Source organism: Megasphaera sp. UPII 135-E (assembly GCF_000221545.1).
In the GTDB taxonomy this organism is placed as follows: Bacteria; Bacillota; Negativicutes; order Veillonellales; family Megasphaeraceae; genus Megasphaera; species Megasphaera hutchinsoni.
In genome coordinates, this window is the sequence record NZ_AFUG01000011.1 from 18,047 (window position 1) to 39,549 (window position 21,503).

Annotated in this window: 23 protein-coding genes and 1 tRNA gene; 4 read left to right on the forward strand and 20 right to left on the reverse strand. The window is 37.3% G+C overall.

Features of this window, described 5'->3' with window-relative positions:
• Nucleotides 1-227 precede the first annotated feature (227 nt).
• Complete coding sequence (locus tag HMPREF1040_RS02415; protein WP_007392322.1) at nt 228-566, reverse strand: LysM peptidoglycan-binding domain-containing protein; 339 nt, start codon at nt 564-566, stop codon at nt 228-230.
• Between the two features lie 162 nt (nt 567-728).
• On the opposite strand from HMPREF1040_RS02415, the gene lexA reads away from it, so the two are divergent.
• Entirely contained in the window at nt 729-1,343 is a 615-nt protein-coding gene (lexA, locus tag HMPREF1040_RS02420) for a transcriptional repressor LexA (RefSeq protein ID WP_007392317.1), read from the forward strand.
• A gap of 58 nt (nt 1,344-1,401) precedes the next feature.
• Nucleotides 1,402-1,485 (forward strand) — tRNA-Leu (locus tag HMPREF1040_RS02425).
• 32 nt (nt 1,486-1,517) lie between these two features.
• Here HMPREF1040_RS02425 and HMPREF1040_RS08290 read toward each other — a convergent pair.
• From HMPREF1040_RS08290 to HMPREF1040_RS02460, 7 genes are all read right to left on the reverse strand, one after another.
• Nucleotides 1,518-2,993 (reverse strand): HAMP domain-containing sensor histidine kinase, encoded by a 1,476-nt coding sequence (locus tag HMPREF1040_RS08290; protein ID WP_007392320.1) that lies wholly within the window; start codon nt 2,991-2,993, stop codon nt 1,518-1,520.
• Between the two features lie 71 nt (nt 2,994-3,064).
• Nucleotides 3,065-3,724: a response regulator transcription factor gene (locus HMPREF1040_RS02435; protein ID WP_007392336.1), complete on the reverse strand. Its 660-nt coding sequence runs from the start codon at nt 3,722-3,724 to the stop codon at nt 3,065-3,067.
• Entirely contained in the window at nt 3,709-4,215 is a 507-nt protein-coding gene (folK, locus tag HMPREF1040_RS02440; RefSeq protein WP_007392332.1) for a 2-amino-4-hydroxy-6-hydroxymethyldihydropteridine diphosphokinase, read from the reverse strand. Before folK ends, HMPREF1040_RS02435 begins: the two co-directional genes overlap by 16 nt.
• A complete protein-coding gene (folB, locus tag HMPREF1040_RS02445) occupies nt 4,208-4,573 on the reverse strand; it encodes a dihydroneopterin aldolase (protein WP_007392330.1) in 366 nt (121 codons plus the stop codon). The genes folK and folB overlap by 8 nt, the downstream gene beginning before the upstream one ends.
• 2 nt (nt 4,574-4,575) lie before the next feature.
• Nucleotides 4,576-5,418, reverse strand: coding sequence for a dihydropteroate synthase (folP, locus tag HMPREF1040_RS02450; protein ID WP_007392344.1), 843 nt, complete (start codon nt 5,416-5,418; stop codon nt 4,576-4,578).
• Nucleotides 5,408-6,010: a GTP cyclohydrolase I gene (gene folE, locus HMPREF1040_RS02455; protein ID WP_007392350.1), complete on the reverse strand. Its 603-nt coding sequence runs from the start codon at nt 6,008-6,010 to the stop codon at nt 5,408-5,410. Before folE ends, folP begins: the two co-directional genes overlap by 11 nt.
• Nucleotides 6,011-6,116: 106 nt before the next feature.
• Nucleotides 6,117-6,623: a hypothetical protein gene (locus tag HMPREF1040_RS02460; RefSeq protein WP_007392346.1), complete on the reverse strand. Its 507-nt coding sequence runs from the start codon at nt 6,621-6,623 to the stop codon at nt 6,117-6,119.
• Nucleotides 6,624-6,724: 101 nt separating this feature from the next.
• Between HMPREF1040_RS02460 and HMPREF1040_RS02465 the strand changes: the two genes are divergently transcribed.
• Nucleotides 6,725-7,828 (forward strand): acyltransferase, encoded by a 1,104-nt coding sequence (locus HMPREF1040_RS02465; RefSeq protein ID WP_007392352.1) that lies wholly within the window; start codon nt 6,725-6,727, stop codon nt 7,826-7,828.
• Nucleotides 7,829-7,856: 28 nt separating this feature from the next.
• Here HMPREF1040_RS02465 and ispG read toward each other — a convergent pair whose 3' ends face one another.
• The 12 genes from ispG to ppk1 all read right to left on the reverse strand — a co-directional run bounded on the left by ispG (nt 7,857) and on the right by ppk1 (nt 19,567).
• Nucleotides 7,857-8,924 (reverse strand): flavodoxin-dependent (E)-4-hydroxy-3-methylbut-2-enyl-diphosphate synthase, encoded by a 1,068-nt coding sequence (gene ispG / locus HMPREF1040_RS02470; protein WP_007392316.1) that lies wholly within the window; start codon nt 8,922-8,924, stop codon nt 7,857-7,859.
• A 15-nt stretch (nt 8,925-8,939) separates the two neighbouring features.
• Complete coding sequence (rseP, locus tag HMPREF1040_RS02475; protein WP_007392340.1) at nt 8,940-9,992, reverse strand: RIP metalloprotease RseP; 1,053 nt, start codon at nt 9,990-9,992, stop codon at nt 8,940-8,942.
• Between the two features lies 1 nt (nt 9,993).
• Nucleotides 9,994-11,157 carry a 1-deoxy-D-xylulose-5-phosphate reductoisomerase gene (gene dxr / locus HMPREF1040_RS02480; RefSeq protein WP_007392334.1) on the reverse strand — a complete coding sequence of 388 codons (1,164 nt, stop codon included), beginning with the start codon at nt 11,155-11,157 and terminating at the stop codon, nt 9,994-9,996.
• Nucleotides 11,158-11,172: 15 nt separating this feature from the next.
• A complete protein-coding gene (locus HMPREF1040_RS02485; RefSeq protein WP_007392324.1) occupies nt 11,173-12,000 on the reverse strand; it encodes a phosphatidate cytidylyltransferase in 828 nt (275 codons plus the stop codon).
• A gap of 16 nt (nt 12,001-12,016) precedes the next feature.
• On the reverse strand, nt 12,017-12,784 hold the full coding sequence (locus HMPREF1040_RS02490; protein WP_007392343.1) for an isoprenyl transferase: 768 nt from the start codon (nt 12,782-12,784) through the stop codon (nt 12,017-12,019).
• Nucleotides 12,785-12,788: 4 nt separating this feature from the next.
• Entirely contained in the window at nt 12,789-13,025 is a 237-nt protein-coding gene (locus tag HMPREF1040_RS02495; protein WP_007392323.1) for a hypothetical protein, read from the reverse strand.
• Nucleotides 13,025-13,585 carry a ribosome recycling factor gene (frr, locus tag HMPREF1040_RS02500; protein WP_007392328.1) on the reverse strand — a complete coding sequence of 187 codons (561 nt, stop codon included), beginning with the start codon at nt 13,583-13,585 and terminating at the stop codon, nt 13,025-13,027. The genes HMPREF1040_RS02495 and frr overlap by 1 nt, the downstream gene beginning before the upstream one ends.
• Nucleotides 13,586-13,623: 38 nt before the next feature.
• Nucleotides 13,624-14,343, reverse strand: a complete 720-nt coding sequence (gene pyrH / locus HMPREF1040_RS02505; protein WP_007392318.1) for a UMP kinase — start codon at nt 14,341-14,343, stop codon at nt 13,624-13,626.
• 77 nt (nt 14,344-14,420) lie between these two features.
• Nucleotides 14,421-15,071, reverse strand: a complete 651-nt coding sequence (gene tsf / locus HMPREF1040_RS02510; RefSeq protein ID WP_007392321.1) for a translation elongation factor Ts — start codon at nt 15,069-15,071, stop codon at nt 14,421-14,423.
• 51 nt (nt 15,072-15,122) lie between these two features.
• A complete protein-coding gene (gene rpsB / locus HMPREF1040_RS02515; RefSeq protein ID WP_007392348.1) occupies nt 15,123-15,851 on the reverse strand; it encodes a 30S ribosomal protein S2 in 729 nt (242 codons plus the stop codon).
• A 165-nt stretch (nt 15,852-16,016) separates the two neighbouring features.
• Entirely contained in the window at nt 16,017-16,994 is a 978-nt protein-coding gene (locus HMPREF1040_RS02520; protein ID WP_007392329.1) for a 3D domain-containing protein, read from the reverse strand.
• A gap of 491 nt (nt 16,995-17,485) precedes the next feature.
• Complete coding sequence (gene ppk1, locus HMPREF1040_RS02525) at nt 17,486-19,567, reverse strand: polyphosphate kinase 1 (protein ID WP_007392325.1); 2,082 nt, start codon at nt 19,565-19,567, stop codon at nt 17,486-17,488.
• A 373-nt stretch (nt 19,568-19,940) separates the two neighbouring features.
• On the opposite strand from ppk1, the gene ppx reads away from it, so the two are divergent.
• Nucleotides 19,941-21,473 (forward strand): exopolyphosphatase, encoded by a 1,533-nt coding sequence (gene ppx, locus HMPREF1040_RS02530; RefSeq protein WP_007392337.1) that lies wholly within the window; start codon nt 19,941-19,943, stop codon nt 21,471-21,473.
• The last annotated feature ends 30 nt before the right edge of the window (nt 21,474-21,503 follow it).

The following is a 21,503-nucleotide window of genomic DNA, read 5'->3' on the forward strand; positions in this document are numbered from 1 at the left end:
GACATTTTTTTCACCGCTACTGATTATCTCTCTTTTTTACAGTAACTTTTCAAAGAAGGAACTAACCGTAACCTTGTACTATATACTTGCATTAGCCCTATCGTTTTGCAAAAAAAAACACCATCATCTGACGGTGTTATCTATTTCACTATTTTTTGGTGTTTTTACTCGTATCACAGATAGAATAACCTATTTTTCAATACAGTATACAGTCTAAATTCTTGCCACTAGCTATTAAGTTTTGCCCTAACTTCATCTGCTTGTGTAACCAAAACTGGTATTTTTAACATTTGCCCTGGTTGTAAACTTTCATCTTCTTGCAAACCGTTAATCGTAACAATCCGATCGACTACTGGCCGAACATCTTCATGTTGCTCAGCTATAACATGAGCATAGTGCCACAGTGTATCACCTTCATGCACCTGCACAGTAACATACGTCATATCTTTAGCAGGAGATACCCATCCCAACTGGCTGCCCACAACTAAGATAAAACCACATAAGCAAAATAAAGAGGCCATTCTTTTTTGTATAGTATATGTAGCTTTTTTATGTACTCGTTTCATAATCGTCACTCCTTCTATATTTATAGAACGAACGTTCGTTTGTTTGTTGAATTTATTATATCAACGAACATTCGTTCTGTCAACAAAAAATAGAACAAACGTTTGAATTCATTCTATATATCAGCTATAATTAAAATATATTAATATAAGGAGTAGTAGCTTATGACTTCAGAAACAACATTAACAACACGGCAACGCCAAATATTAGAATATATTCGTAATTGCATACATCACTATGGCTATCCACCTTCGGTAAGAGAAATTTGTAAAGAAGTAGGCCTTAGCTCTACTTCTACTGTTCACGGTTATTTACAAACACTAGAAACCAAAGGATTTATTCGTCGTGATCCTTCTAAAAATCGTACAATTGAATTGGTCGATGAAAGCACTTGGCGTTCAAAAAAACTAACGCCGTTACCTCTCGTTGGACAAGTCCGTGCCGGGGAACCTTTATTAGCAGAAGAATGTGTAGAAGATGTCTATCCTTTTGCTGCTGAATTTATCGGTGAAGATGACGCCTTTTTATTATCGGTAAAAGGTGATAGTATGCAAGATGCAGGCATTTTAGAAGGTGATTTACTGATTGTGCGACAACAAAACACCGCTCACAACGGCGATATTGTCGTAGCCTTACTTGATGATTCAGCAACAGTAAAACGCTATTACCTCGAAAAAGATTGTATTCGACTACAACCAGAAAATGATGCCTATGAACCAATATACACAAAACATTGCTCTATTCTAGGAAAAGTAATTGGTGTATTTCGGCGCTATTAAACTTTATCTATATGACTTGAACCACCTTTAATGATATGCTATAATAATCATCAGACTTGCGAGTGTGGCGGAATGGCAGACGCGCTGGACTTAGGATCCAGTGCCTCACGGCGTGAGGGTTCAAGTCCCTCCACTCGCACCAAAAAAGACACTTCTATGATAGAAGTGTCTTTTTTATTTACTTTTTTTATATTTCGCTTCATCTTTGCTAAGGGTAAACCAAAACGTCACCCCGTCCGTTTCATTACACATACCATAAGATTCACAGTGTAACGAAACCAAAGCCGCAACAATTCCTAACCCAAGACCATGTCCACCAAACGTTCTTTCTATCTTTCGTGTCCGCGATGTATCTACTTTATAGAAAGGTTGCCAAATTAATTTTTGCTCATCTGGCGGAATCGTAATACCTTGATTATAAATATTAATACGATACCCTTGGGGAATATCTTCTACAAAAACACGCATTTCATGATTCGGTGAGGTATAATCAATAGCATTGCTAATAAGATTATTAATAATAACTTCAATTCGAGCAGGATCGCCAAAAACAGTAATTTTATGAGGAATATCCCAATGAGCCTTAATATTTTTATTCATAATCACCTGTGAAAATTGTTCTTGCACTTCATAAATTAATGCTGCAAAATCAAAAAAAACAGGTTGTAACTCCAACGTTCCCATTTCCAATCGCGATACATCAAGTAAATCTTTTACAAACCCACCCATTTTTCCTGCTTCTCGCTGAATGATACGACAATATTTTCTTTGGGTCTCTTCATCCAATGATAACGTTTCTAATCCTTCAGCATACCCCTGAATAATTGCTAAAGGCGTTTTCAATTCATGCGAAACAGCAAATAAAAATTTCTGTCGCATCGATTCTAATTCTTTAATCCTAAATAATTCGTGTTGTAAACGGTTATTTACTTTATTTCTTGCCGCTAACGCACCTTGCAACTGTCTTGCTAAATCATTAAAGCTTTTCCCGAGAGAACCAATTTCATCCGTACGATTTTGTCGCCATCTCTTAGTGAAATCCAATTTTGCCATAGCCGCTGAAATATGCTGTAACTCACGTAAAGGCAACGTAATCCAACGCGAAACAAAGAAAGATAAACAAAGCGCAGCAAAAATCCAAATAAGTCCAATAGTAACAATAAATTGTTGAATAACCGAGCTATATTGCCCAATTGTAGACATGGGACTACAAATAATATAATACGTATTAGCATCTATTTTTCCCACTAAACTAAAGTATTGAAACTCGCGATTCCGCTGCGAATGCTGCACTTTATCCAATTTATCAGGCGATGGATTTTTTCCTTCTAATAGATCTCGTAGTACTTGGATGTACTGTAATTCTTCTCTCCCATAATACGTAGGTGCAATAGGAGTCATAAAAAAGGTAATATCACTAGCGGATGAAATATCTTCCGGCCCCGTATAAATAGGCAACGTCGTATAAATAATTTCTCCCTGATGAACAATAACAATATCAGCACCTAAATCATAGCCTAATTGCCCTAAAGCATTGTAATTTAACTGATGTTCTTTATAAAATTTTTTTATCTGGTAACCTGCGAAAAGCATTTTTTCTTTCTTCACCATAGAAAAATACGGTCTAAAGCCAATGCCAATTGCAAGCATTAAAGACGCCACACATACTAGTGTAAAAATGCCAATAAACAAGCAGATTCTGGTACCTAAAGATAATGTTTTCATTTTGAATTATAACGATAGCCATATCCACGTACAGTTTGAATAAAGCAACCTTTATTCCCTAATTTAATGCGCAAACGATTAATATGCGTATCAACCGTACGTAAATCCCCATAATATTCATAATTCCATACTTGATTTAAAATTTGTCGCCGACTCAAAGCTTTTCCAGCATTACTCATTAAGTAATTTAATAACTTATATTCCGTAGGACTTAAATCAATATTCTTTCCATCTAATACCACTTGTCGTGCATCCCTATCAATAGCAACGCCATCTTGTTCCATTTCACTCTCTTTTGTGGAACGACGAAACATCGCCTTGATTTTTGCAACTAAAATTTTAGGGCTAAAGGGCTTCGTAATATATTCATCTACACCTAAATCATATGCAAATAATTGGTCAATTTCTTCTCCTTTCGCCGTAATCATAATAATAGGAACCATCGATTCACGCCGAATTTCTCGGCACACCGTCCAACCATCATATCCTGGCATCATAACATCTAATAATACTAAATCAGGATGATATTTGTCATACATTTCGATCGCTTCTTTACCATCAGCCGCTTCGATAACTTCATATCCTTCGGGTGTTAAAAAGTCATTTACTAATTGACGCATCAATTGTTCATCATCTGCAATTAATATTTTTTCCATAGTTTCGCCTTTCTATATTTATGTATTTGAGATACATCTTTTACCAATAAAGTAAGCCACTCCTCTATGGGACGTCCTTCTATTTCTAATGTTGGCTCAATTTCTTGTAATGGCACAAGTACAAATGCACGTTTTGTTAAATAAGGATGAGGAATTTGTAAATCCGGTTTCGTACAGACCTCATCACGACTGTACACGATATCTATATCTATCGTCCGAGTCCCCCATTTTTCTTGCCTAATACGTCCTAATTTTTTTTCTATTTGCAAACATCGCTGCAATAATTCAGATCCCGTATACGTACTATCTACCGTTAAGGCGGCATTTAAAAACATCGGTTGATCTATTTTTCCCCACGGCATCGTTTCATATAATGACGAAACGTGCTGTATCGAGCAAGCATTATCACCACGTAATAAAAAAACAGCTTGAGCTAAATTTTGTTCCCGTTGTCCTATATTCGCCCCTATACTAAGATAAAATCTATTCATTTACAGCCCTTTCAATAGACACATTAACATCTTGCACCAATCCACCAATAGGTGCTTGCGGTTTATGTACGGTTACCCCTACTTTTTTTAGTATCGCAAAAGTAGACAATAAAGTTTGAGCAATATCTTCTGCTACAGCTTCAATTAAACAAAAAGATTTTTCTGTTACGATTTCTTTTATTACAGTATATACTGTACCATAATCAACCGTTTCTGACAAAGTGTCATTTTTTCCTGCTTGTTCTAACGATAAATATAACGTGACATCAACATAAAATGGTTGCCCATTCGTTTTTTCTTCTGCAAAACAACCATGATATCCCCAAAATGTTAACCCTTGCAAATGAATACTATCCATCACTATTTCTCCTTTAGTACTTCTGCCATAATACACATACGCTTAATAGGCTTTACATCATGCACGCGAATAATCGAAGCTCCACGTAATACACCGGACACACATACCGCACCCGTTCCTTCCAGCCGTTCAGTTACGGGCAGATCCAACACATCACCAATAAAACCCTTCCGCGAAGGGCCTAACAATAATGGATAGGGTAATGCCGTAAATTCATGCAGATGTTTGATAATATATATATTTTGTTCCGTTGTTTTGCCAAAAAAACCAATACCTGGATCCGTGATAATACGAGATGGATCAACTCCTGCTTTAACCGCTATTTCTACGGAAGTACGAAAGAATTTTTTCATATCTAAAAGCAAATCACCATAATCTGTCGTATCTTGATTATGCATCACAATCACCGGTACATTATATTTAGCTGCTACTTTTGCCATTTTTCCAGGTTCTTTAGCGTATTGCAAACCCCATATATCATTCATAATATGGGCACCTAACGACATCGCATATTCAGCCGTTTCTGCCTTGAACGTATCAACCGAAACAGGTACCGTTGAATGTGCTAATACATCTGGTAAAAAACGTGATAATCTATTAATTTCTTCGACAGCACTAATAGGAGTAAAACCTGGACGAGATGATTCCGCACCAATATCAATAATATCTGCACCATCACGAATCATTTCTTCCATATGTGCAATCGCTTTAGCCACAGTATTCCACTGTCCTCCATCAGAAAAAGAATCAGCTGTAACATTTAAAATCCCCATAATAAGAGGCCGTTCGCCTAAGGTTAACGTTTTTCCATCGGTCCATGTATAATGTCTCATTTCAACGCCCATCATCACTCGTTCCTTCCATTAATAAATTCCATGCTTGATGATACATATCACTACCACTTTGAATAATACCAGCCGTTGCCGTTGTAATAATATTCGTATCACCAGCTGATCCATGCATCATGGTCATGCATAAATGAGTCGCTTCAACTACCACTAATACCCCTTCAGGTTGCAAACCACGACATAAAGAAAGACTCAATTCTTGTGTTAATCGTTCTTGTAACTGCGGACGTTTCGTCAGTGTTTCCACAGCACTAACAAAATGACCAAACCCAGCAACCTTTCCTTTATGAGGATAATAAGCAATATGTACTGTCCCAAAAAAGGGCAATAAATGATGTTCACACATGGATTGAAAACGGATATTGCGAATAGCCACTAAGCCATCTACTTCTGTTTGAATCGGTTGTGCCCATTCATCATCTGGATTTTTCCAAAGACCAGAAAAAAAATTGATAAATGCATCAGTTACCCGATTCGGCGTTTTCTCCATCTGTAATACCTTGAGGTCTAAGCCGAGGGTCTCTAAAAAAGTTTGCATTGCCTGTACAGCCTTTTCTCGTTGTATCTGTGGCTGTCGTATTTCTATCATAATTGAAAATACTCCTTCATTAAAATCATTTTTTGCTAATATACCGGTTTGCTTTTTATGTACTTAGCCAAAACATAACAACAATAAATAACCGTAACTTGACACCTTATGTTTCCGATATATACGAACTAACCAATCGACCAATAACAATTCCTAATGTTCCCGTAATAAGTTGAGGCCAACTCATAGCGAATAAAATCATCTTTGATACTTTTGGTGGTACATTGATACACATGAATAATAAAGTAAAACCCCCAAATAATACGATCGTTTTTACAATGACTGCCAATATATTTCCCAAACTGCGTGATGAAGACTTAAATAGACGTAAGATGATAATATACACAAGATTGCCTATCGCGACCAAAGGGATAAACAAGGGAAACGGCAACATACCCTCTAACCAAGCAAAAATAGGCGTAATGATGGCTATGGCTATCCATCCATTTCCTTTTAACCGTAGTGCGGCAACAACTAAGCATGCATTAACGAGCGAACCAATAAAAAATAAACTAACCTGTGGTGGCACTGGTAATACTAAACGTATCCCTTGTAATACTAAAGTAAGTGCTACTAATAAAGCGGTACGCGTAAGTTGTCCAGTTTGATTCATGAAAAACATCCCTCTCTATGTTTTTTACTAAAACTTGCTATAATAGACATAACCCTATATAATAACCACATTATATCTTATTGTATAATTAGAGGTGCTAAATGTCAAAAAGATTTGTTTATTCCATAAATAATATGCGTGGATTATGTATGCTTGGTGTCATTGCCATTCACATTGGTTCTATTGCATTGACGAATCCCTATCCTAATATCTGGTTAATTGGGATTCTCGAAATTTTGTCACGATATTCCGTACCAGCGTTCTTCTTTCTTTCCGCTTTCGGTTTATTCTACAATCATCCTTTAACCCAATCTTTTTCCTATTTTGAGTATATAAAAAAGCGATTGAAAACAGTCTTGATTCCTTATTTAGCATGGTCTCTTTTTTATCTTCTCTACACTGCTACCATAAGCCATCAAGTGCAACTACTTTATCCTTTAGCGATATTGAAATCTCTTTGGTACGGCTTGGGTATGTATCATTTGTATTTTCTCGTCATTTTATTATGGTTTTATCTGCTCATGCCTGTTTGGCGCTATCTATTAACCTACATTAATCAATATCCTCGACTCATCATGCCTCTATTGTTTATTAGTAATGTGCTATTTAATTATTATTCATCCTATATATGGATAACTCCCGCCCATTCATTTTGGCACGATGCTATCGCTTATCGCTTAAATTATCTAATTTTCCATTATCTTTTTATCTTTTTATTCGGTGCTTTTGTCGCCACCTATTGGCAAATAGTACTTCATTGGCTTCATCAACATGGAAAACTACTTTGTTTTGCTCAACTAGTTACAACAGCAGGAATGATAAGTGCCTATCTCGGCGTTATGCATGCATGGCACTATGATCCCTTGTCAGCTGTATTTACCATCCATCAACTTAGTCCTATCGGGATGTGTTATACCGTTTCAACGTTGCTGTTTTGCCTATACATTTGGGAATGCCATACCTTTCCTCCATTTTGGCATACCTTTTTTCAACGACTAGGCGATGCGTCATACCCGATATATCTCATTCATCCGTTATTTTTAAGTATGGGTACAGGTTTATTAAATCATTATCACATTATTCCTTCTACTCGTTATATCCTGTTATTATATGTAAGTATTACCTTGCTCTCTTACATCTATGCCTCTATCCTAGGCAAAATTTCACTTCCCTCTTTTCTACGACTCTGTTTACAAGGAAAATAAACAACTACTAGCGTTACATTGATATACCTTATTTTTTTTCTAAAGAAGCATATATTTCCTCTAATAAACTATCCACCAGCTGATCCTCTGGAACGGTACGCAATACCTTTCCATGCGAAAAAACAATGCCTTTCCCCATACCGCCGGCAATACCAAAATCAGCTTCTTTTGCCTCCCCTGGTCCATTAACAATACAGCCCATAACCGCTACTTTAATCGGTACTTTCAACTTAGAAATGGCTTCCTGTACACGTTGAGCCAAACCAATTAAATTTACTTGAGTCCGTCCACAAGTAGGACAAGATATAAGTGTAGGACCAAAAGAACGCAATCCTAAAGCACTTAAAATTTCCTTCCCAACTTTAATTTCTTCCGCTGGATCCCCTGTTAACGATACTCTAATCGTATCGCCAATTCCCTCGGCAAGTAACGTTCCAATTCCAATTGCCGATTTAATCGTTCCTTCCTTAACCAAACCTGCCTCAGTAACACCTAAATGCAACGCATAAGGAACCTTATCAGCTAACCGCTGATAAGCTTCTATCATTAACGGAACCTCTGACGCTTTTAGAGAAATAACCATCTGTTTATAATCCAATCGCTCTAAAATACGAATATGCCGCAAAGCACCTTCTACCATCGCGGCTGCATTGGGATGCCCGCCATAAGCTGCTAAAATATCCGCCGGCAAAGACCCCGTATTAATACCAATACGAATAGGAATCCCCTTAGGTTTTACCTTTTCTACAACCTCTATTACCCGTTCTTCTTTGCCAATATTACCTGGATTAATCCGTAACGCATCCACACCACTATCAATGGCTTGTAAAGCTAATCGATAATCAAAATGAATGTCCCCTACGATAGGCACAGGAGATGCCTCAACCACAGCACGCAATCCTTTTGCCGCCGTCATATCTGGTACGGCAAAACGAATAATTTCAGCACCTAAGGATGCTAAGCGCAATGTATCTTGTACAGCAGCCACTTCTTCTTTGGGATTTACTGTCGACATCGTCTGAATAGAAATGGGATAGGTTCCACCTATTCCCATATGGCGCAGCTTAACTGGCAAAGCTACACGTCTTACCTTCATGTAATTCTGTCCTTTCTATAATAACCGCAATATATCTTTTACTAACGAAAAAAGAAATATAGATCCTAAAATAACCATACCTGTAATTTGTACATACATCAATGCACGCTCAGGCAATCGTTTCCTACGCACGGCTTCCAATAACAAAAGGATAATATGTCCGCCATCAAGTACGGGAATAGGTAGCAAATTAATAATTCCCAAATTTGTACTCAAAAATGCCGTAAACATCAACAATGAAGAAAAACCAAGAGAAGCTACTTGACCAGCCAACTGTGCAATGCCAATGGGTCCAGATATATCGGCACCCGTTTTACCCACTATCATCTGATAAATACCTTGCACCATGACAGAGCTTAATAGCCCTACACGTATAACCGCTAATTTTCCTGCTTCGCCAAACGAGTGGGTATGCGTTTTTTGTACTGGATAAATTCCCATAGTCACACGTTTAGTCGTTTCATCAACATGCGGAATAATACTTTTACTGATCCTATTTCCCTGACGCTGTATCTCAACCGTCAGCACTTCTTTATCATGATTAGCTAATGCCACCGTAATATCATCCCATTGCTGAATGGGGTTACCATTGATAGAAAGGATTCTATCACCAGCTTGCAACTTACTCTGTGCAGCTGGCGAATCAGCAATTGTCGCACCAACAACAGGTTCAGTCGATATACTAACAGTCCCTTCAACCCAATAAATTCCCCAAACTAAAACAATAGCCAATAAAAAATTCATCATCGCACCAGCTACCATCACCAAAAAACGAGCAGCTAACGGTTTAGACGTAAACCACTTGGTTTTATCTATTTCTACCGTAGTATCATCTTCTACACCATTGTCATCTACCATACCAGCAATGCGATTAAAGCCGCCCAAGGGAATCATACGCAATGAATAGAGCGTACTGCCCCACCGCCGACTAATCAACGTTGGACCAAACCCAACGGCAAACTCATCCACTTGCATTCCTGTAATCTTAGCCGTTATAAAATGCCCTAATTCATGAATGACCACGATCACACTAAATACAAAGATGGTCGCCAAGATAGTAACGAGCATACTACACATCCTTTCTATTATCAATAACTTGCCTTGCCCAATGCCGCCCCCATTCATCCGCAGCTTGTATATCCGCTAAGGACATAATTGGCATAACCTGATGTTCTTTCATCCCTTGTGCTACCATAGTAAAAATTTGTGAAAAAGATATTCTCTTTTGTAAAAAAGCATATACAGCTTCCTCATTTATAGCATTTAGTACACAAGGCATCGTTCCACCTATTTTTCCTGCTTCATACGCTAGAGGCAAAGAAGGAAATTTATCATCATCTGGAGTAAAAAAAGACAATTCGCCTAAAGTTTGCCAATTAATCGATTTTGCCCCCTTAACAGCGAACCGTTTGGGATAAGAAAAAGCATATTGTATAGGCAACCGCATATCGGGTATGCCCAATTGTGCCAAAACAGACATATCTGTAAATTGCACCATCGAATGAATCATGCTCTGAGGCTGAATAACCACTTGAATACGCTCAAAGGGGATAGAAAATAACCAATGAGCTTCAATAACTTCTAACCCTTTATTAAACATCGTAGCCGAATCAATCGTAATTTTATTTCCCATATGCCATGTAGGATGACGCAAACAAGAAGAAACCGTAATATCATCAAACAATTGTTTCGGGGTATGAAAATGAGGACCACCTGAAGCAGTAATAATTAATACATCAACTTCTTCACTTTTTCTTCCCTGTAAACATTGAAAAATAGCTCCATGCTCACTATCTACGGGTAAAATAGCAACATTTTTTTCTGCTGCCCGTTTCATAACCAATTCGCCAGCAGCAACCAATGTTTCCTTGTTCGCCAATGCAATATCTATACCCTTGTCAATAGCCTTTAAGGTTGGTTCAATCCCAGCCGCTCCTACTAATGAAGTCAATACCATATCTGCATCGACCTCATCTAATAATTGCAATAACCCATCTCGCCCAACAAAAACAGTACACTGCTCACCCACTTCCGCTTGTAATCGTTGTGCAGATGCGGGATCAATCATACAAGCAAACATGATATGATGGGTAAGAATTTGTTTCGCCAATTTTTGCCAATGTGAATACGCTGCTACTGCTACTACTGAAAATGCCGTGGGATTGGCCTCTATCACATCCATTGCCTGGCTTCCAATCGAACCTGTACTTCCAAGAATAATAATTTTTTTCATTCATACCCCTTCTTACTAGGTAACGATATATACATAAAGTAATACCATCGGTGCCGCTACCAATAAACTATCAAACCTATCTAACACGCCTCCATGCCCAGGAATTAATGTACCCGAATCCTTCACTCCACAAGTGCGCTTCAATACCGATTCAATGAGGTCTCCCAATGGTGCCATAACTGCAATGATAATTCCGATTAAAAAGCCATGAATAACCGGAATCTGCCCTACTACTGCAACAATCATAGCCACTACAATCGTACCGATACAACCACCTATAATCCCCTCTTTTGTCTTACCAGGACTAATGGCAACACATAATTTATGCGTTCCCCAATATTTTCCCACAAAAAAAGCACACGTATCACTAGCCCAAGTAGAAAAAATAAGTAGAAACATAATCACCCTCGTTGAATCTACACCAAAAGGAACCTGATCTAATCCTAAGTGAATTCCAAGAGAGCTACACCGAAGTGCTAGCATCGCCGTAAAACCAAATGCAATATACACTAAGCCCATAAAAGCATAGGCCGAATCGACAAATTTAATCTTATTGTGAAAGAATATGGGACGAAGTAAAGACCAATAAACCAATATAGCACCCAATAGAATCGTACACTGTATTTGTGAAAACCAAACCGACCCTAAAAACAAAAGTAACCACCCATAACCAAAAAGAATGGATACATTAACAGAAATATGGCGTACTAATCGAATATATTCTCGCCAACCCCACATTGTCAATAAAATGATAGCAATAAAAAACAGCCAATTGCCTTCATAAATCACACCAATCGCCAATAACCCCCCGATTATACCGGAAAGTATTCGTTTACCTAACATATACTAATCTCCTATTCTATTTTAACCCGCCAAATCGACGTTCTCGTTGTTGATATGCGATAATTGCTTCTCTCAATGTATCTATTGTAAAATCTGGCCAACATACAGGAGTATACCAAAATTCAGCATACGCTACTTGCCATAACAAAAAATTACTAAGACGCTTATCATTTCCAGGTCTAATGACTAAATCCACTTCATTATAAGGATCCGTATACAAAGCATGAGAAACCATTTTCTCTGTAATATCCTCCGGGGAAACGGCTTTTTCTTGAACATCCACAATAATGTTCCGAATAGCTTGCACTAATTCTGCACGACCACCATAATTAATCGCAATATTTAAGACTAACCCATCATTCGTGGCTGTATTTTTTTCAGCTTCTTTCAATTGTACTTGTAACGAATCTGGAATTCGTGATAAATCACCAATAAAACGTAATCGCACATGATGTTCACCTAGTGCCAATAAATGATTTTGTAAATACTCTCCCATAAGCTTCATAATATATGAAACCTCTGCTTCTGGCCGTTTCCAATTCTCCGTTGAAAAAGCATAAACCGTAAGGACTTTAATTCCCAACTCATGTGCACCTATCACAATTTTTTTTAACGTATCTGCTCCAGCACGATGTCCCATACTGCGTGGAAGATTTCTCCGCTGTGCCCAACGCCCATTTCCATCCATAATAATGGCAACATGAGTAGGTATATTGGTTGTATCAATTATTGATGCCACATCTTTTTTTTTATTTCCTAACAATGCTGTCAAAAATTTAAACATCTTTTTATTCCTCGTTTGCTAAAGCTTGTAATACGGAATTACTCATAATCAAATTATAATTAACCAAAAGACATATTTTCCCTTGGTCTTCTGTTACTCGTACTACATAATCCGCCGTTTCATCACAGGTAAAAAAACGACTAATAGCACGTGTACGCACTACTTGATACGGAATATTTTCTTGTTCTAATATAGATTTGGCATACCCCAAAGGCATGCCAATAAAAACTTTTTTCTCCATTATACTTCCATAACTTCTTTTTCTTTTTTGCTTTTTAGCTCATCAATTAACTTAATCTTTTTATCAGTCAACTTTTGTATTTGATCCTGTATTTCTTTACTTTCGTCTTCGGTTACTTCTTTTCCTTTTTCCATCTTTTTAATAGAATCATTTGCATCACGTCTAATGTTACGGATAACTACCTTAGACTCTTCGGCGTATTTACTTACTTTTTTCGTCAATTCTTTCCGCCGTTCTTCCGTAGGTTTTGGTATTTCCAGGCGAATCATCGTACCATCATTATTTGGATTTAATCCCAAATCTGATTTTAAAATAGCTCTTTCAATATCACCTAAAATATTCCGTTCCCACGGCACAATGGTCAATAACGTAGGTTCAGGTGCCGACACATTTGCCACTTGTTTAATAGGTGTAGCTGCACCATAATAATCCACCATAACTCGATCCAATAAACTCGTACTTGCACGACCAGTACGTACCGATGAAAAATCCCGTTTCAATGCTTCAATTGTTTTATCCATTTTTTCTTCATATCCTGCCAATAATACTTTACCATCCATTACAATCACTTCCTTTTTCAATGTACGTATCTTTATAGTTATTCACTCACAAGAGTGCCTATACCTTTTCCCTGTGCTGCCAAAACAATATTTTCAGCCTGATCTAAATTAAAAACAACAATAGGAATATGATTATTCATACAAAGTGTCGTTGCCGTAGCATCCATTACCTTAAGATCTTTATTAATGACATCTAAATACGATAAAGTAGTAAACATCTTAGCATCCTTATTTACCTTTGGATCGCTATCATATACTCCATCAACGCCATTTTTAGCCATTAAAATAGCATCTGCTTCAATTTCAGCAGCACGCAAAGCCGCAGTTGTATCCGTAGAAAAATAAGGATTTCCTGTACCCGCGCCAAAAATAACAACCCGACCTTTTTCCATATGTCGAATAGCTCTACGCCGAATATAGGGTTCTGCTACTTGTTGCATATTAATTGCCGTTTGCACCCGTGTAGCAACATTAAAATTTTCTAACGCATCTTGTAACGCCAATGCATTCATCACCGTCGCAAGCATCCCCATATAATCAGCCGATACGCGATCCATTCCACGTGAACTACCCGATAACCCCCGCCAAATATTTCCGCCACCGACAACAATAGCTACTTGAATACCTGCTTGATTAACAAACGCGATCTGCTTTGCAATTCTTTCAACAGTTTCTGTATCAATTCCATATCCTTTTGTTCCTGCTAAGGCTTCGCCACTTAGCTTTAAAATAATGCGTTTATACTGTTTCGTCTCCATCTAGGCCTCCCGTGCTGTTCAAATAGTATGAGAAAATAAGAGAACACCAAATAAAGCGTTCTCTTATTCAAATAAACTTATTTTTTAACTTGTGCCATTACTTCAGAAACGAAATCATCATTGCGTTTTTCCATGCCTTCGCCCAATTCATATCGAACATATCGACGAATATCAATTTTTTCACCAATTTTAGCAATTTGTTCTGTAATGACTTGACTTATCGTCTTATCCGCATCTTTAATAAATTCTTGGTCAAGTAAACAATTTTCTTTATAATATTTTTCAATCCGGCCCACGATCATCTTATCGACAATATGTTGTGGTTTTCCTTCATTTAACGCTTGCTTCGATAATACTTCGCGTTCATGATCCAATACTTCTTGAGGTACTTCTTCACGTTTTAAATAAGCCGGTTTTGCTGCAGCAATTTGCATCGCTATATCTTTACACAAATCTTTAAAACCATCTGTCTGTGCCACAAAATCTGTTTCACAATTCACTTCTACCAATACACCAATACGACCATTTCCGTGAATATAAGAATATACTAAACCTTCTGCAGCGATCCGATCTGCTTTCTTAGCAGCAGCAGCCAATCCCTTTTCTCGTAAAAAATCAATAGCCTTGTCTAAATCTCCATCCGTAGCACTTAAAGCTTTTTTACAATCCATCATACCAGCGCCAGTTTTCGTTCTTAATTCTTTTACCAAACCTGCTGTAATTGCCATTCTATACAACCTCCAACTATACCATATTTACGACTAATAATTCCGATATACCTAGTTTTCTGCACTTTCTTCAGCTTGTTCGCCTGCTTCAACCTGTTCCCCTTGATTACCTTCTAATACAGCATCAGCAATTTTACCAGCTAATAATTTTACTGCACGAATAGCATCATCATTTGCGGGAATTGGATAATCAATTAAATCTGGATCACAATTTGTATCTACGGTTGCAATAATAGGAATATGCAATTTCCGTGCTTCCGCTACAGCAATTTCTTCTTTCTTCGGATCGATTACAAAAAGTGCATCCGGCAACTTCTTCATTTCTTTAATACCGCCAAGATATCTATGTAATTTTTCCATTTCATGTTTTAACAAGATAACTTCTTTTTTAGGTAATACATCAAAAATACCATCAGCTTCCTGTTTTTCTAATTCTTTCAAGCGTTTTACACGTTTTTCAATCGTTTGGAAGTTAGTCAACATACCGCCCAGCCAACGTTCATTAACGAAAAATTGATTGCACCGTTCAGCTTCACTTTTAATCGAATCTTGAGCTTGCTTTTTTGTTCCTACAAAAAGCAATTTTCCGCCATTAGCTACTATGTCGCGAACAAAATTATACGCTTCTTCGGTTTTCTTCACGGTTTTCTGCAAATCAATAATATAAATCCCATTGCGTTCCGTAAAAATAAAGCGTTTCATTTTAGGATTCCACCGACGTGTTTGATGTCCAAAATGAACACCCGCTTCTAATAATTGTTTCATTGATACTACTGCCATAATTCATTCCTCCTGTTTTTTCCGCCGTTCCTTCATCATCTGCCATCACTATTTTAAGCACAGGTACAGACTCTATGAACGTGTGTAATATAAACCTTTGCTATTATATCACAAGAACGAGAGATAGACAAGATATATCCCTCGTTCTTATAAATCATACTACTATTATTTTAAAATATATACAGAAACATTACGTCGTCCAAAAGTACGACACTCACTATACGTTTCCATACACAAATCAATGCGATTTCCTAAAATAGCACCACCCGTATCCTCTGCTACGGCAACACCATAACCAGGTACATATACTTTTGTACCTAGCGGAATAACACGAGGATCCACTGCTACAACCCCACGTCTCGCACGAGTTCCCATACGCGTCAGCCCCTTACCATTACCATCAGTAGGTAAATAAGCCGTCGCCTTCATCGAAATCCGTTTCGTATATGCAGATATATTTCCTGCTCCTGTGTGAATAGCTTGTTTTGTACCAACACGACGAATTAACGGTTTCATTTCAGTGACTACTTTTGTTTTAACCACCTCACGCGAAACTACATTTCCTTCCATCGTAATGGTTTTAATAGTTACCTTTTTAACCCCATTTTGTCCTAATTGGATCTGCTTTTCTTGCCCTTTCAGCAGCGTTTCATCAGGAATATTTTCTACGGCAAATGGAACTATTTCGTCTTCTTGGATTTCTTTTTCACTAAACGAACCAACTGTAATCGTCATACCTTTAACAACCGCTTGTTGAGGATTGCCATATGGGCGATAATGCTTGCGACTATACCCATATTGTTCTGCTACTTCCCATACCGTTTTTTTCGCTGTCATCACCTGTTTTACTTGGTCACGACAGACTAACGTCACGGGAACAGCTCTTCTCACTGTAATCGTAGTTCCATCTTCTAAATTCGGCGTAGAAAGTTCTGCTTCATCATATGGTCCCAATAGAATATTCTGTTCTCGTAATAATGCATCTTTTTTTATTGCATACGTATAGACAATCTGTTTTGCCCCATCTAATTCGATAACAACCGTTTTGCCATTTTTCACAAAACCAGTTAGCGAAACCACTAAAATAAGAGCAACAATAGTGACATACATACGAGTTATGGGCCCTTGATATCGTTTGGTCATCAAATCCCTCCTAACTGAGCCACATTCTACCAAAGACGGACACGACTGTCAATTTTACGCGGTTTACAATAAAGGTGTTAATTGGCTTTTTCATTCATTTTTCGTCTAATTGTCAACTTTACAGTGCGGTTGTTTTAGCTTGTAATACTGCGTATTGAGGGAATTTGATAAGGGTTAACGTTAATCACCACTTTCATTTTAAAATTCATTTAAAAACTTCTATTTAGAATCCCTTAATTTTTATTTTTTTGATGATTTTAACTAATTTCACCCACTTTAAAATTGACGCTCTTCATATTTTTTCTTTTTCCCATTTTTATGCCCCTTTTCTCTGTCTCTCAGTAATGGACATTGCGTTTTTTTCTTTTGACCAAGCCATTATAAGAACTTCCATTCTGCCCAAAAACTACTTATATGACCGATCATTTTTCATAAAAATAATCCATATAAAAATATCCTCTTTACCAATTTCAGTAAAGAGGATATTTCATTTAATGCTCCCTTATCGTATGTAAATGTTTGATCCGCTGTTCTGCTTCACGTTGCAACTGTTCCTGTGCTTGTATAGGTGCTTCTCCTTTTATACCTACATAATGATACACGCCATCAGAATCCATAATATATGACTTCGTATTATCTTGTAAATAAAGTGACAAAATTTCTTTCACCCGTTGTTTATGTGGCTCGTACTCGATAGGAACCATTAATTCAACCCGTTCATTCAAATTACGGGGCATCCAATCAGCAGAAGATAAAAATACATCCTCCTTGCCATCATTATAAAAATAAAACAACCGGCTATGCTCTAAAAATCTTCCAATAATACTACGAACCTCTATATTCTCACTAACCCCTGGTACACCGGGCCGTAACACACAAATACCACGTACAATTAATTGAATTTTAACCCCCGCTGCAGACGCTTCATACAACTTAGCAATAACCGCTTTATCTAACAATGAATTCATTTTCGCTTGAATTAATGCTTTTTTACCCGCCTTTGCATGGGCTATTTCCTGCTCGATTTCTCTATAAATATCTTCTCGCAAATGAATCGGAGCAACCGATAATTTATGCCATTTAGGTGGATCAGAATATCCCGAAAGAAAATTAAAAAAAGCGGAAGCGTCCTCGCCTATTAACGAATTGGCTGTCAAAATACCTACGTCCGTATAAATACGTGCCGTTTTCCCATTATAATTTCCCGTAGCCAAATGAACATATCGCTTTATCCCATCCTCTTCACGCCGCACCACTAACGTAATTTTAGAATGGGTCTTTAAACCCACTAAACCATAAATAACATGACAACCAGCTTTTTCTAATTTCCGTGCCATATAAATATTATTTTCTTCATCAAACCGTGCTTTTACTTCCATTAGCACCGTAACTTGCTTGCCATTTTCCGCTGCCGCGGCTAAGGCTGCAATAATGGGCGACTTACTACTCACACGATATAAGGTTTGCTTAATAGCTAAAACTTTTGGATCTTCTGAAGCCAGACGAATAAATTCTTCGATTATTTCAAACTGTTCATACGGATGATGTACCATAATATCTCTTGCCGAAATTGCTTTCCATAAATCCTTTTCACCTACTTCAGCCAATTCAAAAGAAGGTTGTGGTTTATATGGAATATAATGCATTCCTTCTTCTCCCATCGTATTCGCAACAGAGAAAAATACCGTATGATCTAGCGGACCCGCAACAGTATAAATATCACGTTCTTCAAGTTGTAATTCTTTCCGCAAAAATTCTTTTACTAACCTACTAGACGTATTCGCAATTTCTAAACGTACTGCCGCCCCTTTTTTTCGTTTTTTCAATGATTTTTCAACTTCCACTAGCACATCTTCTACATCTTCATTGATATCAAAATCGGCATCCCTAGTAACCCGAAAAGGAACTGTTTCTAAAATTTCATAACCCAAAAAAAATCGCTCTGCAAAAGCCGCCAAAATATCTTCTAAGAACAAAAATTCTCTTATTTCCGTAGATGATGGCACCTTGACAATTCGTTTAATAATTGGCGATGGTACTGGTAAAATAGCGGTTTTTACAGTGCCATCTCGTTTTTTCAATAACACCGCTAAATTTAAATTCAAACTAGCCAAAAACGGAAAAGGATGACTAGAATCCACGGCCATCGGCGTAACAACCGGATATATTTCACGTTCAAAAAAGGATTCTAACCATTTTTGTTGTTCCTCCGTCAGTGCAGATACAGGTATAAATGCGATCCCTTTATCCCGTAAACGAGCAAGAATACTACGACTGTATCGATATTGAGTTTGTACCAATTCATGTGCCATTCCCTGAATTGCGGCAAATTGTTGACGTGGGGTTAATCCAGAAATATCAATATGCTTTACACCACTTTCAATTAAATGCTTTACACCAGCAACACGAATCATAAAAAACTCATCCAAATTCGATGCCGAAATAGCAATAAACTTTAATTGTTCCATAATTGGATTTGACGGAACAACCGCTTCACGTAACACCCTTTCATTAAAGGTAATCCAAGTACATTCTCGATTTAAAAAATACTCATGCGATTCATATGTAGACATGCCTATCTTCTCCCCATAGAAACGTAACGCCTATACTTCCCAAACTACTGTTAATTAATGTTATTATACCATATATATGTAATGTATTCTATTATATACACCATACAAAAAACATGTATATTATCTTTCCCGCAATAAAAAATATACTTATTATTCTTATATTATATACGTTATTGCTACATCCTCCACAAATAATCTCCTAAAAACTAAATAGAAACCAATCTCTAAATATTCCTATAAAATAGCGTTTCATAATCAAAAGTAAAATCCCCCTTATTTTCTTTCATAAAAAATAGAAAATCATCATAATACTGTGTATAATAGATACATATTAACCTATGTACATCAAAAAATAAGTCAAACGAGGTATTTCATGGAAAAACTGTCCATCATCGATATGGGTTCTAATTCTATTCGTTTTTTAGTATTGGAAATAGCTGATAATAACTCTTTTTCCTTTGTCTATCAAGAGAAAGAAACCATCCGGTTAGGATTAGGACTTGCCAAAACAGGAAAATTACGTAACGAAGGAATGCAAAAAGCCTTACAGTGTTTAACCATGTACAAACATTTAATGTCTGTCATGAATATTACGACTTGTTTAGCCGTCGCTACGGCTGCCGTGCGAAACGCTACAAACGGACAAGCTTTTTTAGAACAAATTTACACAGAAACACAAATTAAGTTAGACGTCATTTCTGGCGAAAGAGAAGCCTATTTAGGTTATTTAGGAGTTATCAATACGATAAAAGAACGAAATTTTCTTCTTTTTGATTTGGGCGGTGCAAGTATCGAGTTAACCTTAGTTCGCGATGGTTCTCCTCTTCAATCCGTTTCACTACCTATTGGTGCCGTTACCTTAATGGAGCGTTTTCAACTCCAAGACAATATCACCGAAAAGGCCTTACAAAATTGTGAAAAATACATTCGCAAAACCTTGTCCTCTATCTCTTGGTTACATAAAACTAAACTACCACTCATTGGAATTGGTGGCACTGCACGAACCTTTGCTAAAATGAACCAAAAGGCAACAAATTACGATTTTTCTAAAATTCATAATTATCATCTTTCCCTCGACCGCTTCCTTGCCCTATATACGCAAGTTATTTCCAAACCGCATAGTCGGCGGAAAAAAATACCTGGTCTTTCAAATGATCGAGTCGATGTCATCGTTTCTGGAGCCGCTGTACTCAAAGAAGTTTTTGCTCTTGCCGAAAGCGAAGAAATGATTATCAGCGGTTGTGGCTTACGCGAAGGCATTTTTTACGAATACTACACCAAACGTTGCCATTTTCCGTCACCTAAAATTCCCGATATACTTGATTTCAGCATTACCAATTTTATTGGCACACTTGGGTCTGTTATTAATCAAGTTCACAATAAACATGTAACTGCCTTGTCCCTGCAACTCTTTGATCAATTGCAATCGTTACATCACTATGGCCAAACGGAGAGACAATTACTCATGACGGCAGCACGCTTACATGATATCGGCAAAGTAATTAATTTTTATAATCACGCTAGGCATTCTGCTTTTATGATCGGCCATGCCCCATTATATGGACTTACCCATCGTGAACAACTGATTGCTGCATTTATCGCTGGTTTCCATCATGGTATTAGTCGCAAGACTTGGATTGCTTATCGGTATGCCAATATGGCTTCGCCCGAAGATTGGGTTATGATTCGTAAGCTTTCTACCCTTTTAGCTATTGCCGATGCAGCTGATATTACGTATGAACAAGTAATAACAGAATGTCATGTCACATTACAAGATAATATCGTTGTGTTAGTATTAACGTCTGTTCCAGGTATTAATCACGATGCTTCTGATTCAGCCATTCATCAATATATCAAGCAATTTAAAAAAGAATTTAATACTTCTCTAGTTATTGTTTGGAAATAAGCAACATATAAAAAAGCTATACGTATACAA